The sequence below is a fragment of the Luteibacter sp. P4_D7_3 genome (assembly GCF_056401735.1).
In genome coordinates this window covers 1-15,538 of record NZ_JBFUIT010000067.1, presented here as the reverse complement: position 1 = coordinate 15,538, position 15,538 = coordinate 1, and the positions used below count along the sequence as shown (strand labels likewise).

Sequence of the window (15,538 nt, the reverse complement as noted above, 5' to 3'; positions counted from 1 at the left end):
AGCGAAGCGATCGCGCCGTTACGGTTGATCGTGTAGTTGGTGCTGCGGATCGAGATCGGCAGCTCCTGCGCCGTGCCCGGATACGATTTCTGGCCCGGCGACCACCAATGGCCCTGGCCGGCGTCTTCGTGGTGGTAGACCTGGGTGTGCAGCGTGGCGCCATCGGCAACCGTGAAGTCGCCAGCGAGGTAGTAGAGGTCGTCGCTACGCAACGCGCGGCTCTGGTAATACGCGTCGTCGATGTTATCGACGCCGCCGGAGAAGCCGCAACGCGGATCGCTCACGCCGCCCTTGGTGTACGTGGGCGAGCAGTAGGCGGCGGCGAGCGCACGCTTCCAGTCCGGTGCGTAAAGGTTCCAGTCCCACCCGAGCCCACGCTTCAGGCCGCTCTTGGACAGGTACGCATAGTCGGCCTGACTGGTGCGCGAGGTATCGGCGAAACCGGTGATGCGATTGCCCTCGCCGAACTCATAGACCGCCTTGCCGTTGAACTGCTTGGTGTTGGTCGGCGAGTTCGGGTTGGCCCACATGTCCGCGTCGGTGTGCGCACCGGACAGGTACATCGAGAAGCCCTTGTAATCGCCGGTATCGATGCGCGCGTAACTGCGGCGGTTATGGTCGCTACCGAAGGTCTGTGCAACCTTCCCGCCGAAGGTCTTGGCCGGATCGGACGAGAAGTACTGGATCGCGCCGCCGAGGTTACTGGTGGATGCGGTGCCGAGAGCACCAATGCCTTCGGACAGCTCGACGGTCGCCATGTTCTCCGCGATCAGTGCACGCGAGATGTTCAGGCCGTTGTAGTTGCCGTAGGCGTTATCGCCCAGTGGCAGGCCGTCCAGCGTGTAACCGAGGCGGGTGGCGTTGAACCCACGCAGGGTGATCGTCTGCGATTCCTCATTGGCGCCGAAGGCATCGTTCGACTGCACGGACACACCCGGCAGGCGGTTCAGGATCTTCTGTGGGCTGGTACCCGGCGGCAGTACCTTCTGGTCGGCGGGCGTGATGCGCTGCACCTGCCGGGTCTCACCCTGACCGATGACCGAGACGCCTTCGAGTTGCTGTGCCTGATCGGCGGTGGCGGGCGGCGGCACGTCCCCGGCGCGGGCCTGGACGGACATGGCGGCAACAAGGGCGAGAAACAGGGTGCGACGGGAAAGCGTCATCGACAGGGAGCTCGTCGTGGGGGAAGCCGACAAGCGTGCAGACTCGATATGTATGTTTTCTTACGATGTGATGTGATTCTTGCGAAGGGGTGACGCCTATCGCACTACCGGCACCTCGTCCCCGAACTGAAACACGCGGGCCTCAACATGCTCACCTTTTATCCTCACGGAAACCCGTCATGCGTCGACTTGCTGCCCTGGCCACCCTCCTCCTTGCAGCGGTGACCTTGGATGCCCACGCGCACCGGGTCATCGTCTTCGTCTGGGATGGCATGCGGCCGGACGCGATCAGCGAGGACGACACGCCCAACCTGGCGGCGTTGGCGAAACAGGGCACCTTCTTCGCGGACAACCACGCGACGTACCCCACCTTCACCATGATCAACGCGTCGAGCTTCGCCACCGGGTCGTTCCCCGGAACCATCGGCTTCTTTGGCAACCGCTTCTGGGCGTCCGGCGCCACGGGATTCGACGCCAAGGGCGCGCCAAGCGACTACAACGCGCCGATCTACACCGAGGACTACGCCGTCCTTCGTGCCCTCGACGACCACTGGCACCACGATCTCCTGGAGGCGCCCACCCTGCTCGACCGCGCACGCAAGGCCGGGCTCAAGACCGCGGTGGTCGGTAAATCGGGACCGGCCTTCATGCAGGACATCCACGAGGGCGGCGTCATCCTCGACGAGAACGTGGCGCTGCCGCTGGACTTCGCCAGGCGCCTGACCAAGGCGGGCCTGCCGTTACCGGCGAACACGGTTCACGCCTACGACGCGGACCGCTTCCAACTGGAGCCGGACAACGGCGCGCCGACCGCCCAGCTGCCGCTGGTCACCCTGAAGGATGGTGTGAGCTCGGACGCATCCGACGCCGCCGGCGCCCCGCCAGCGGCAGCCAACGCCTACCTGATGAACGCCTTCCTGACGTACATCCTTCCGGTCGAGAAGCCCGATGTGAGCTTCGTCTGGCTCCGTAATCCCGACTCCACCGAGCACCTCTATGGCGTGGGTTCGCCCAACTTTCATCTGGCCCTGCGCGCGCAAGACGAACTGCTGGGCAAGTTGCAGGCACGGCTGAAGGAGCTGGGCATGGACGCGGATACCGACCTGGTCATCGTTTCCGACCATGCCCACAGCAACGTCTCCGCGCCGCGCGACCTGTTTCCGCTGCGCACGATTGCGGACGGGCGGGTCGGCAAGCCCGATGGCGAGTGGGGCTACTCCGTATCCGGAGCCATCCGCCTGGCCGACGACATGACCCGAGCCGGATTCACCGCCTTCGACGGCTACGGCTGCCTCTATGTGCCCGTCATGTCCGGCATCGAAGCCGACGGCAAGCCGTTACGTCCGACGCGCTTCGACGACGACGGCAAGCTCTGTGGCAAGCCAGGTCCGTACACGACACCCGCCTATAAGGTGCCCGCCGAACTGCCGAAGCAGTCCTTCGTCATCGCGCCCAACGGAGGCAGCGAGTACCTCTACCAGCCTGAGCACGATCGCGCGCAGGTGCTCAAGGCCGTGCGCTTCCTGCAGAGCCAGGAGGCTTTCGGCGCCATCTTCGTCGATGCGCGCTATGGCAAGATTCCCGGCACCCTGCCCCTCGGCAGCGTGCACCTGGCGAACAAGCGCGCGCCGGACATTGTGGCCAGCTACGACTTCGATGCGGAAGCGACCGTGCAGGGATTCAAGGGCACCGTGTACACCAGCATGTCGAACGAGCGCGGCATGCACGGCAGCTTCAGCCCGGTCGACGTGCATAACCTCCTGCTGGTCAGCGGCCCCGACTTCCGCAAGAACACGCGCAGCGAGTTGCCGAGCGGCAACGTGGACCTTGCGCCCACGCTGGCCGCCGTACTCAAGCTGGATCTGGGCAAACCGGACGGGCGTGTGCTGCGTGAGTCCATCGAAGGACGCAGCGGCGACGGCCTCGCCGTGACGTCGGCGGATGTGACGACCGACACCGCCACGGGTCTGGACGTGCGCCGCGTGGACGGCTCTGCGATGAACCGCACCGCCTACCGCTTCGTCCTCAAGACCAAGCAGCTCACCGACAACGGCAGAACCTACACCTATTTCGACCAGGCCAAGGCTGAACACTTGCCCTGAGGAGGGCTTCGGTGGGAACCGATTCATCGGCGATGGGTGCTTGCCGCATCCTGCCCCGCTTCGTGGGATCGCCGATGAATCGGCTCCTACAGGAGCACGGCCGTTATGCCGCTGCGGCGCTTTCTGCTAGTTTTCCGCCCCGATACCCTACGTCCCACCGGATACCCCCATGCTCAAGCATCTCGCGATGGCCACGCTTTCGGCCGCACTGCTCGCCTCCTGCGCCGGCGCGCCGAAAGACAAGACGGCCCACCCCGCCGCTATCACCGATGGCGCGACGCTGGACCTGGCTATCCTCGAGACGACCGACGTCCACTCGAACATTCTTTCGTACGACTACTACAAGCAGAAGGACGATCCGAGCTTCGGCTACGAGCGCGTTGCCACACTGATCCGCCAGGCTCGTAAGGAGTTCCCGAATACGGTGCTGTTCGACAGCGGCGACACCATCCAGGGGTCCGTACTCGCCGATTACCAGGCCATGGTCAAGCCGGTGGGCTGCGACACCGAGCTGGGCATCTACGCCGCAATGGACGCGATCGGTTACGACGGCGGTACCGCAGGCAACCACGAGTTCAACTACGGCCTGCCCTTCCTCGCCCAGGTCACCAACACGTCGATGAACGTGGACGGTGTGAAGGCCCAGCAGTGTGCGGGACCGAAATTCCCGCTGGTGCTGTCCAACGTTTACAGCACGCGCGATGGCAAGCCCATCTTCAAGCCGTGGACCATCGTGACCAAGACAGTCAACGTCACCACCACGATGGGCAAGGTGGTGCCGACGACGCTGAAGATCGGCATCATCGGTTTCACGCCGCCGCCGATTCTCGACTGGGACAAGCGCAACCTGCAGGGCAAGGTCACCGTCGACGGCGTCGTCGAAGCCGCGAACAAATACATGCCGGAAGTGCTCGCGCAAAAGCCCGACCTGGTGGTCGCGATCCTGCACGGGGGCCTCAACACCGCGCCGTACACGCCGCAGATGGAGAACGGCGGCTGGTACCTCGCCGGCGTGCCGGGCATCGACGCGCTGCTTCTGGGTCACTCGCACACCGAGTTCCCGGGGCCGCGCTACATGGACATGAAGGACGTGGACGCGAAGCGCGGCATCGTGCGCGGCGTGCCCGCCGTGATGGGCGGCTTCTTCGGCAAGGATCTGGGCGTGATCAACATGACGTTGAAGCGCGAGGGTGATCGCTGGGTGGTGGAGAAGGACAAGAGCCACAGTCAGGTCCGCCCGATCTGCCCGAAGAAGAACGAGTGTGTCGCCGTCGACCCGACTATCGAGCCGATCGTGAAGGACGCACACGAAGCCGCGATCGCCTACGTCAACACGCCCATTGGCGCGACGGACCACGACCTCACCAGCTACTTCGCGGACGAAGGCAACATGAGCGCGCTTGCCGTGGTCAATGCCGCGCAAGCCGACTACGCGCGTGATGAGCTCAGCCGTACGCACCCGGAATGGAAGGACGTCCCGCTGATCTCCGCCGCCTCCGCGTTCCGTACAGGCTTCGGCGGCCCGGACGATTACACCGATGTGTCGAAGGGTCCCCTGACCATCCGCAATGCGGCGGATCTGTACTTCTATCCGAACACGCTCGCCGCAGTGAAGATCGATGGCGCCGGGGTGAAGGCGTGGCTGGAAGAGTCGGCCCGACGCTTCAACCAGATCGATCCCTCGAAGGAGGGGGAACAGGCACTGACCGGCAAGTTCGTGGCGTACAACTTCGACCAGATGCAGGGTGGCATCACCTACACCATCGACGTCACCAAGCCAGAAGGCCAGCGCATCGGCAACCTCCGCTACAAGGGTAAGCCGGTCGACGATGGCCAGCCCTTCATCGTGGTGACCAACAGCTATCGCGCAAACGGTGGCGGCGGCTTCCCGGGCATGAATGGCGATTCCGTCGTCCTGAACGCGCCGGACGGCAATCGCGAAGTCGTGATCAAGTGGGTGGAAACGAAGAAGACCATCACCGCGAAAGATGTCGACAAGCGTTCGTGGAGCTTCGTCCCGGTGAAGACCAAGGGCACGCTCACGTTCACCGCGGCGGCCGGCAAGGAAGACATCGCCAAGGCCCAGCACCTCGCCATCAAACAACTCCGCGACAACGGCGACGGCACCGCCGTCTACGCGCTAGACCTTTCAAAACGCTGATCTTGTTTGTGGGAGCCGCTTCAGCGGCGATGGGCGCTGCCGCAATCCCCCCCGCCGCTGAAGCGGCTCCCACAGTTCGCACCTGTCGGCACCTCCGCCAAAATCCACATAGGCCATCCGGCCGGCCCCGACCCGCTTGACAGTCCCCTACACGCGGGCATAACGTCGGGCCCATGCATCCCAACACGCCAGCGCTGCGTTTCACCCCGGCCCTCCCGGCCGGCGCGCTTGCGTCCGTGTCCACCACCGCGACTACAACGACAACGACCACTACCCTGGTCGGAGGATCGGAGTTCGCGCGCGCCTAGTTTCTTGTCGCTGCCGGCCCCGACCTCCCGCAGGACGGGATCGGCGCCGGAACTCCCAGCCAAGATCCCAAACCTGATGTGACGAAGGGCCTCTCACCGGAGGCTTTCATCGTGTCCATCGCTGTCGAGTTACCCCGTTCTCCCTTACGTGTTGCGCCTCTGCGCGTGGCCGTCGCTCCCCTTGTGGTCAATGTCGGTGTCGTCGGACCCGGCAAGGTCGGCAGCGCCTTCCTGGCCCAGATGCGCCTGGCCGCACCCCGTCTGCTGCGCGAGTGCAACCTGCAGCTCAGCCTGCGGGCGGTGAGCGACAGCCGGCATATGTGGCTGGATTGCGATGACGACGCCCTCAACGGTCGCCAGCACGGCGCCCAGATCTGGCGTCCGGCCGAGCTCGACGAGTTCGCCGCGTATGTGGCGGGTCGCGAGGGCGAAGTGGCCGTACTAGCCGACTGCACCGCCAGCGACCTCGTGGCCAACCATTACGCCGGCTGGCTCGCCGCCGGCATCCACATCGTCACCCCGAACAAGCGCGCCGCCAGTGGGCCGCTGGATCGCTGGCACAAGATTGCCCGTGCCTCCGACGCCAGCGGCGCCCGCCTGCACTACGAAGGCACGGTGGGTGCGGGCTTGCCGGTGGTGCAGACCCTGCGCGACCTGATCGACACGGGCGATGAACTGCTCGCCGTGGAAGGCATGCTCTCCGGTACCCTGGCCTGGCTGTTCAATCGCTTCGATGGCTCGGTACCGTTCTCGGCGCTGGTCCGCGAGGCGCATGCCATGGGCTATACGGAGCCCGATCCGCGTGACGACCTTTCCGGCATGGACGTGGCCCGGAAGCTGGTGATTCTCGCCCGGGAAGCCGGCGTCGGCCTGTCCCTGGACGACGTGAACGTACGCAGCCTGATCCCCGCCGAGCTGGCCGACGGCAGCCGCGAGGGCTTCATGGCGAATCTCGACGCCATGGATGCGCCGATGGCCGCCCTGCTTGCCGATGCCCGCGCCGCGGGCGGCGTGCTCCGCCACGTGGCCCGTCTCGATGGGCGGAACGCCTCGGTAGGCGTGCAGGTGATCGGTGCCGACCACGCTTTCGCGCACTCGCGCCTCACCGATAACGTGGTGCGTTTCGCCACGCGCCGTTACTGCGACAATGCCCTGGTCGTCCAGGGGCCGGGTGCCGGTCCCGAGGTCACGGCGGCGGCGGTCTTCACGGATCTGCTGCGCGTGGCCGGTGCCATGGGAGTAAAACGGTGCGCATGCTGAAAGAAGAATCCTCGCCCCTGGTCCGTGCGGATGTCGCCGTGGCCGAGGCCTACGCCAGTGTCGGCAATGTCGGCATCGGGTTCGACATCCTTGGACACTGCGTCGCAGGCGCAGGCGATCGTGCCGAAGTGCGTCGCATCCCCGAGCGGGAAGTGCGCATTGCCTCGATCGATGGCGTGATCACGGACCTGCCGATGGCTGCCGCGGACAACACCGCCGGCGCCTCGTTGCTGTCGATGATGCATGGGCTGCAACTGCCGTTCGGCTTCGAGCTGGTGCTGCACAAGGGCATCGCGCTGGGCTCGGGCATGGGCGGATCGGCGGCGTCCTGCGTCGCGGCTGTCGTTGCCGCCAATGCGCTGCTGGACGAGCCGCTGTCACGCGAGGCTTTGTATCCGTTTGCGTTGGACGGCGAGGTGGTTGCCAGCGGTAGTCGTCATGGCGATAACCTCGGACCGATGTTGCTCGGTGGCCTCGTGCTCGCCACTGACAAGCGCCTCGTGCGCATTCCGGTGCCGGGCGAGTGGCATTGCGCGCTGATCCATCCGCACGTGGTGCTGGAAACCCGCCGTGCCCGTGCTGCACTGGCCGGCCATTACGCGCTGAGCGAGTTCGTGGCGCAGAGTGCCAATCTCGCGCTGGTGCTGGCGGGCTGCTATCGCGGAGAAGCGACGCTGGTTCGCGAAGGACTCTCCGATGTGCTGGTGGAACCACGTCGTGCGCCACTGATTCCCGGTTTCGCTGCCGTGAAGCAGGCCGCGCTCGACCATGGCGCCTTCGGTGCCAGCATTTCCGGCGCCGGCCCGAGCGTGTTCGGCTGGTTCGAAGATCGCGCCTCGGCCGAGGCCGCGTCGATCGACATGCGCGCCGCCTTCAAAGCTGCCGGTCACGACAGTGACGTACTCGTCGCCCCCATCGACGGCCCCGCCGCCCGGTTGCTCTGACCATGCGCTATGTCAGCACGCGCGGCGGTGCCGCGCCCACACGTCTTTCCGATGCCATCGCCGCAGGCATCGCGCCCGACGGCGGGCTGTATGTTCCCGAGACGATGCCGACGGTGCCGCTGCCTCCGGCGAACGGCTACCTCGCGGGGACCGCGCTGCGCATGCTCGAGCCCTTCTTCGAGGGCGATCCGCTCGAAGACGATCTGCCGGCGATCTGCGCCGAAGCGTTCGCCTTTCCGGCACCGCGTCGCGAGTTGAAGATCGAAGGCGCTCATGTGCTGGAGCTCTTCCATGGGCCCACCGCAGCATTCAAGGACTTCGGTGCGCGCTTCCTCGCGGCTTGCCTGAGCCGCCTGCGCCGCGACAGCGATCGCCCACTCACCATCCTCGTAGCCACGTCGGGCGATACCGGTGCGGCCGTCGGCGCCGCTTTCCACAACCTGCCCGGCGTGCGCGTCGCGATTCTCTACCCAGACAACCGCGTCTCGCCACGCCAGGCGCACCAACTCGGCAGCTTCGGCGGTAACGTGCGCGCCCTGCGTGTGGAAGGCAGTTTCGACGACTGCCAGCGCATGGTGAAGGGCGCACTCGGCGATGCCGCCTTGCAGGCCGACGTGCCGATGTCCTCGGCGAACAGCATCAGCCTCGGGCGCCTGCTGCCGCAGATGGCTTACTTCGGGCATGCGTCACTGAACGCCGATGGCGTGATGAATGTCATCGTGCCAACCGGGAATCTCGGCAACGCCGTTGCCTGCCTGTGGGCACGCGAAATCGGGTTGCCGATTGGCGATGTGGTGTTCGCGTGTAACGCAAACGATACGCTGCCGGAGTTCTTTGCCGGGAAGCCGTACCAGGCGCGGGACGCGGTGGCGACGATCGCCAATGCGATGGATGTGGGCGCGCCGAGCAACTTCGAGCGGCTGAGTCATCTGTTCGGGGGCGACGATAATGCGCGTCGCAGCGGTCACGCCGAGGGCGTCGATGATGCGGAGATTCGCGATGTCATTCTTCGCCATGCAGCTTGCGACGGTGAGATATTTTGCCCGCACACGGCGACGGCGATCCGGGTGTTCGAACGTCGCCGTCTCGCCAGCGACGCTCGAACATGGACGGTTGCAGCCACGGCACATCCCGCCAAGTTCGATACCGTGGTTGAGCCGCTTATCGGGCGGACGGTGCACGTTCCCGACGCTTTAGGGGCCATGCTCGCGCGAGAAGCGACGGCTCAGCCGCTAGCCGCAGACGGACGGATGTTCGCTGAATGGCTGAGGGGCTGGTAGTTAACCTTTAGCTCAGTCGCTCGCCGTCAACGGCTACGGTGATCCGTAGGTCCGGCGCGGGATCCATGCCAATCGCTTCCTCGAAATACTTGATACTTCCTTTGTATTCGATTGAGAAAAGTCGACCCGATACGCACCAGACACTGGCGCTGACGGAAGACCCTAACGATGGCAGTGATATCTGAACGGTAGCTACGACAAACTCTTCTTGGTTTTGGAACCGAGGGAGTGCATTCCCGGAGCCGCGTAGCGGATCGCGCATATAGAAATCGACTTCGATGCCGTCCGGCAGGCGCTGGACGAGGTAAATCGCCTTTACCTGTCCCTGCCAGATGGTCGATGCCTGGACGGGCAGCTTCCGCTCGACGGCATCGAGGATGGTTCGCTCCAACGATGTAAGGTGCAACCTGCGCTTGAAAAATCTGGCGGCCATTCCGGTCAATGCTCGCACAAACCATCTCCTCCGAAGCCCAGGCTGGCGCCGCCCCATCCTGCACCCACTGCCGCACCGTGGAAGTCATGGTTAGCGTCCTTCGTGACACGAATCGGCGACTGTGTAGGAGGCGGGTTCTAGGAGCTACTTGCCATATCTCTCCGCCACGGCTCGACCGATCAGTAGGAACACTGCCGCGGCGACCAGAAATATCGGCCCACTCATCTCACGCTGTAGCGGGCCCTGAAAAAATCCGACAGGCGCCACGAAGGCCATGAATATCCAAACTTTCTTCATTTCTGGGACCTGCATAGATCGGCACTGGCGCAGAAGAAATCATTTCTGCGCCCTCATTAATTTTAAAATGACGTCGTGGCGACGGCCGACCAGTGGGCGACCCCGTTAACTCACCGAGTTAGGTCACCAGGGAGGTGAGCCTCTAGAAACTCTAGAAACTCGTTCCCATCGTTGAACGAGGATATGTTCAAGCGAACTTCGAAGTCCGAACCTCCAAGTCGATAGAGGAGATTCCGTTGCGTAACCGTGTCTACGTTTCCCCAGGCCAGACGTTTCTTCACGAAGAAACGCCTGCCGTGCACCACTCTCAGCTGTTCGACGCCCTGTTGATCCATGACCACGAAAAAGTCTTCAATGACGGTGATAAGGAATCGAATAACGAAGATCATAAGTAGTGCACCGACGCCAAAGTGCACCGCGGAGAAGCCGCCCGCCAGGCTCACCAAAATCAAGACAAGTGAAATGCATCCTATAGCGCATATTACGCAACCCTGAGCTAGCACCATTATCCGATTCGGCTTAATTGAGTCTTTCATAAGATCAGTGCTGGCAGCCGCAGTCAGATGGTGCGCTTGACGGCATGGGAGCGCTGGAAGCCACGCCTCCGCCCTGCCCGCGCATTAGAGAAATGACGCCCGTGTTCAGACGCACGTTTGCGGCGTTGTTACTTCTAGCGATCATGCTGCTGCTAGCCGCGGTACTCCTCGTCCCCCAACGGACGACTCTTCCAGCTGCTCCTCCGATGAATCCGCCCGCAGCGCCTGTACCGGCTGCCCAAGCAACTCCGCTCGGGTCTGCGATATCTCCGCCATTAGCAGCATAAACACCCACGTTGCTGGCCGCCCCCAGAGCGGCGACACCGCCAACTCCCGCCGCGGCCGAGACCACTGGCAAACCAAGTCCGGCAAGACCCCCTCCAACTGCCGATACGCCTAGTTCGCGCCAATTGAAGTCCTTGCACCAATCACTCTTGTACATACCGTACACTTGAGCCGCGGTGTCACCAATCGCTGCTCCGATCAAGCCGATGGCGGCAGTAACGACGGGGAGAGGGATCTCGCCCGTCGAGTCGACGTACGACAAAGGCGAACCATTTGCATACAAGTATGGATTGATCCCGCCCGCCAAGCCGCTCGGATCGGCTTGAATATACCGACCCGCACTGGCGTCATAGTCACGAAAGTAATTGTAGTAAAGACCCGTTGCAGCGTCGTAATGTTGCCCCGGAAAGCGCATGTCGAAGACGAAAYGCGTTCCGTCGGAGTCAGGATCCTCGTCAGGCACTGCTGTGCCAAACGGATCGTCACTGGGCTGCCACCGCCATACGGTCGCTTTGCGCGTCGGATCGATCACAGCACGAGGCGACCCCAAGTGGTCCGGCTCAACGTAAAGCAACTTGCCGTTATCGACGAGCCCGACAAGATAGTCATTCATCCAGACGGCCTGCCGCGTGACGTTGCCCGCGCTGTCGTAGTCGGCGAGCCAGCGTCCGTCCTCGTCGTACAGCACAAGCCTAACCTTAACGCCGGTCGCCTCAGTGCGCATGATTCGCTGGTCCGCTGCGTCGTAGCCATAGCTGACCAGCGGGCGTCCCTGCTCGCTCACCGACTCCAATCGACCCGCCGCATCCTGAGCGAGCGTGGCATCACCTATCGCAATAGTGTTCCCCGCCGCGTCGTAGCGACGCATCTTTCCATCCGCGGTCACCAGGCGATGGCTTGCCGGTTCGTATAGATAGTTCTGCTTGACGCCACCGCTTGTCACGGACGTCCGGTCACCCGTGGTGTTGTACTCGAAGGTACGCAACATATTGCCCGTGCTGGGTTGTGCAACGGACTTCAGATGTCCGAGTCCGTCGTATCCAAAGTCGAACGCATAGGCGCGCGCCATCTGCGAGGAAATCTCTCCGCCAGGGGTGTAGTTCAGCGCATACAACTGGTAATCTGGGCCACCCCAGGCGGTCACGCGGCCGCTGTCATCACGCGTGACCGTTAGCTCGGTGCCATTGCCATAGCGCCAGCTCTCGATGAGATCGAAGGGCCGGTACGCAACATAAGTAATCACGTCTGCCTTCGCCGCACCTTGGGGCTCGACACTGATACCCGCCACCGAGCCATCGGCGTCATAACGATAGATCGTTCGCGCACCTCCATCGACTGCGACTTCCTGCAAGCGGCCAGCCAGCGAGTAGCGGTACGCCACCGCCTTCGTCGTTGCAGCCCATGCCTGAATTTTTCGCGCGATATTCCCAGTTGCGTCGTAGCAGAACGCCGTCTTGCTGCCCGACTGCAACATCGCCGACAGGCGGCCGACGCCATGTCTTTCGCCCGCGGGGCACGTCGGGTCGGGAATGTCATAGGTAAAATGGGTTTCGAGCTTCGCATCGCTGTAGCGGACGACGGTCGAGCGACCCAAGCCATCGCGGGTGACCTCATAGCTACCGACGCCGCCGGCGCCTTCGTGGTGGGCGAGGAATCCAGCCACGTCATATTCATCGACGGACTCACCACTGTCGGGGCTATCGACCGCTCCAACATCGCCCAGGCCAGTGGTCAGGTAATGCGTCGTGAGGCCCTTGGGATCCTCAATCGATGCTAGCTGATCGAGAGGATCGTACGAAGCCGTGGTACTGGCACTCAGACCGCCAGCATCCCTAACGGATTCACGCAGACGCCCGAGCGCGTCGTAGCTCGCGGTGGTTTTACGTCCGTCGGCGTCCGTCGTGCCCGTTGGGCGGCCGAGTTCGTCATACGTGTAACGCGTCACTGAATTGTTTGCGCTGGTCTCGGTCTCGACGCGGCCCAGGGCATCGAAGGTGCGTTTGATCTGGGTCTTGAGGAACATGCTGTCGTAGCCGGTCTCACCGATTCGATTGCCCGCTGCGTCGAGTTCGAAGCGCATACGATGATTCGACGGGTTCGCTATCTGGATTAGGCGGCCCGCCTTGTCGTATTCGAAGCGCAATGTGACGCCGTCCGCGTCAGTAATCGATGCGACGTCGCCTCGCGGCGTATAGCTCATGGACGTTTTGGCGGTGACGTTGCCCGGCCGCAGCTCTTCCACATCGGTTAATCGGCCGCGCTTGTCATAGGTGTAGGTGTAGACGATGCCCTGCGGATCGCGGCGAGACCGTACGCGTCCCGTCGCATCCTGGGTAAGGATCTCCTCGGTGTGACCGAGCGCATTCTCCGATTTCCACAGGTCGCCTTTGCGGTAATCGCATGGGCCATTGTTCGCGCAGTTCGATGCATCCGCAGATCGGTAGGTATGGCGCATGAGCGCCCCGACCTTACTCGTGTCTGCGCGGACCCTCCTCCAATGCGAGCCGGCCTGCCGTGTCGTACGTCATCCGCCAGCTTCGGCTCAACGTAAGCGCCGATCCTGACTGTGTCGGATCGATAGCGCCCCATTCCTCGCGACCCGTCAGGTTGCCTGCCGCGTCGTATGTAAAGCGTTCCTCGCGTCCCGGCCACGTGATGCGGACCGGTAAATCCATAGTCGGATGCCAGGTCGTGGCAATCTTGCGGGCCACCGGGGTGCCCGCCGCTTCAGTGCGTTCTGTCTCATTGCCGTGGGTGTCGTAGCGGTACTCGGTGGCATGGCCATCGAAGCCCGTCCGGCGCGACACCGTACCATCGGTGTTGTAGTTGATCTTAGAGTTTGCCGCCCCGCAGCCGGCTCCGCCGGGCTGGTCGACGCCGACTAGGCGACGCGAGCCGCGGACTTCGGCGTAACGATAACGGTGCACTGCCTTCGTGGGACCAGTGACGGCGACACTCCCGTCGGCCTCGCGGGATAGCTGAACGGCATCGACGCCGAACGCATGCTCACTGCGGACCGCGCGGCCCTCGCTGTCGTACCAGAAGCTTGCGAACAGTTCGCCTGACTCATCGACGATGCCCGTAAGCGCATGCGGCCGGCTGACGCCACCGACATAGCCCTGGGCGTTGTAGATGTAACGATGCGAGGTGCCGTCGGCGTACGTGGCCGTGGCGGGATCAGCCTTGTGGCCACTGTCCGCCGCCTCGTCGTACGTGTATTGCACCGCAACCCCCGCGCCATCGGTGACCGAAGCAATCCGCCCCTCCACGTCATAGGTAACGGAAAGCTTTCGACCCTGTAAGTCGGCGACCTCTACAAGAGCATCCGTGTATCTAAGGCTCACGAATCGGGTAGTCCCCGCACCGATCGACATAAGTCGCCCGCCCGCGTCGTATTCCTCGGCGTCCGCACCGGCAGACGGCCGGTAAATCCAGCCATCTCCATTCGGGACGAGCTCGCCGCGCGGGTCTACCTCGCTTTGATATCGCCCATTGACGTCGATAAAATCAACCTTCTCTCCGGTATGGCGCTGGATGCGGACACGCTTGCCTTCCACACCTGCCACGACGCTGAGCGAACGGTCGTAGGTTGCGCGCCAGCGACTGCCAAGCGAGCCCGTGGCAGGCAAGGTCCGCTTACGCAACCGTCCTTCTTTGTCGTCGCTCACAATGCCGCTGTTATAGAAGCGATGCCACGATAGTGGCGAGCCGTAAGTCGCGGCGACATCGACGATTTCCTGATACTTGTTGCCGTGGCCGACGTTGATGGGGTTTCCCACGCCCGGACGAGTCTCGCAGTCACCGGGACCAAGATCCGACTGATATCGCTCCACGCCGGGTTCGGACGGGTCAACCGCGGGGCCCTGCGCGTCCGGCGAGAACGCGTTTCGAGAGCCGGCACTGGGCAAGCCATACGAGTTCGCCGTTGTCACGGGTAACAACAAGGCGAGCGCATACAGCGCCCCTCGCGCAATCCTTCGCATATATCTATCCATTGGGTAAGTGAGGGCGCGGAGTTTACGTAGGCGTACTTACCGCGTCTGTCATCCCAGTGTGATGGACATCACAAATTTTGTCATTTTCGAATATTCTCAATGGGTTGTGTTGAGAATCTGGGACAAAAGGGTGATCGCTTTCTTGGAGCGTGTCGTGCCGCCATCGCCGATGAATCGGCTCCTACAGAAAGCGGACTCTTGGATTGCATACCACTTTGTTGGGGCTGCGCAGCGGCGGCCTTTGCGGGGGAAACCACCGCTCGCGGACATCTAGCCGTCCAAATGTCCTAGGAAACAAGTTTCAAGAGAAAGTGTTGACACACGTCGACGAACTGACTTACGTTCGGTGACATGACGCAGCGCACCACCACTGGCCGCTTTGCCCTGAACCGCCTCCCGGCGGCAGTAGGCAAGCTGCGTCTCGGCGGCGGCCTCCTTCTTATTAACCTTGTACTTATTACCTGCGGAGGTGCGGGCTAAGGGCAAGTGTCCAGGTAACTAGAAACAAACCTGAAGACTCCTTAAGAACCCCGCACCCGGCAACGGATGCGGGGTTTTTTATTGCCCCAGGCCCGCCTCATTCACGAGCGGAGCCAGACATGAATCCAGCAAACCAGGGCAGCACCGAATCCGTCGAGAGCGACGTAGGCGGCCGCGTGCGCATCTTCGACACCACCTTGCGCGACGGCGAGCAGGCCCCCGGCTTCTCGATGGACCGACGTGCGAAATTGCGCATGGCACATGCCCTGGAAGCGTTGGGCGTCGACATCATCG

9 protein-coding genes and 1 pseudogene are annotated in these 15,538 nt (G+C 63.1%); 6 read left to right on the top strand and 4 right to left on the bottom strand.

All coding sequences use genetic code 11. The features are described from left to right. A partial coding sequence (locus AC1DSN_RS08770; RefSeq protein ID WP_477330331.1) for a TonB-dependent receptor plug domain-containing protein occupies positions 1 to 1,163 on the bottom strand: 1,163 nt, incomplete at its 3' end. Positions 1,164 to 1,342: 179 nt separating this feature from the next. Here AC1DSN_RS08770 and AC1DSN_RS08765 point away from each other — a divergent pair. The 5 genes from AC1DSN_RS08765 to thrC all read left to right on the top strand — a co-directional run bounded on the left by AC1DSN_RS08765 (position 1,343) and on the right by thrC (position 9,218). After that, the gene (locus tag AC1DSN_RS08765) at positions 1,343 to 3,265 is read left to right on the top strand and encodes an alkaline phosphatase family protein (RefSeq protein WP_477297339.1); all 1,923 of its coding nucleotides are present in this window, start codon (positions 1,343 to 1,345) and stop codon (positions 3,263 to 3,265) included. A gap of 169 nt (positions 3,266 to 3,434) precedes the next feature. Next, a complete protein-coding gene (locus AC1DSN_RS08760) occupies positions 3,435 to 5,426 on the top strand; it encodes a bifunctional 2',3'-cyclic-nucleotide 2'-phosphodiesterase/3'-nucleotidase (protein ID WP_213949177.1) in 1,992 nt (663 codons plus the stop codon). A gap of 416 nt (positions 5,427 to 5,842) precedes the next feature. After that, positions 5,843 to 6,994 carry a homoserine dehydrogenase family protein gene (locus AC1DSN_RS08755; RefSeq protein WP_477297953.1) on the top strand — a complete coding sequence of 384 codons (1,152 nt, stop codon included), beginning with the start codon at positions 5,843 to 5,845 and terminating at the stop codon, positions 6,992 to 6,994. Beyond that, the gene (locus AC1DSN_RS08750) at positions 6,988 to 7,938 is read left to right on the top strand and encodes a homoserine kinase (RefSeq protein ID WP_477297952.1); all 951 of its coding nucleotides are present in this window, start codon (positions 6,988 to 6,990) and stop codon (positions 7,936 to 7,938) included. The genes AC1DSN_RS08755 and AC1DSN_RS08750 overlap by 7 nt, the downstream gene beginning before the upstream one ends. Positions 7,939 to 7,940: 2 nt before the next feature. Then, positions 7,941 to 9,218, top strand: coding sequence for a threonine synthase (gene thrC, locus AC1DSN_RS08745; RefSeq protein WP_477330329.1), 1,278 nt, complete (start codon positions 7,941 to 7,943; stop codon positions 9,216 to 9,218). Between the two features lie 7 nt (positions 9,219 to 9,225). On the opposite strand, the gene AC1DSN_RS08740 is transcribed toward thrC, so the two are convergent. From AC1DSN_RS08740 to AC1DSN_RS08730, 3 genes are all read right to left on the bottom strand, one after another. After that, the gene (locus AC1DSN_RS08740) at positions 9,226 to 9,669 is read right to left on the bottom strand and encodes a hypothetical protein (RefSeq protein WP_477296867.1); all 444 of its coding nucleotides are present in this window, start codon (positions 9,667 to 9,669) and stop codon (positions 9,226 to 9,228) included. An 819-nt stretch (positions 9,670 to 10,488) separates the two neighbouring features. Continuing rightward, the gene (locus tag AC1DSN_RS08735; protein WP_477330327.1) at positions 10,489 to 13,224 is read right to left on the bottom strand and encodes an RHS repeat-associated core domain-containing protein; all 2,736 of its coding nucleotides are present in this window, start codon (positions 13,222 to 13,224) and stop codon (positions 10,489 to 10,491) included. A 13-nt stretch (positions 13,225 to 13,237) separates the two neighbouring features. After that, a complete protein-coding gene (locus tag AC1DSN_RS08730) occupies positions 13,238 to 14,752 on the bottom strand; it encodes a DUF6531 domain-containing protein (protein WP_477296861.1) in 1,515 nt (504 codons plus the stop codon). Between the two features lie 611 nt (positions 14,753 to 15,363). Between AC1DSN_RS08730 and AC1DSN_RS08725 the strand changes: the two are divergent. Beyond that, positions 15,364 to 15,538, top strand: a pseudogene (locus tag AC1DSN_RS08725) (2-isopropylmalate synthase); the annotation flags it as partial.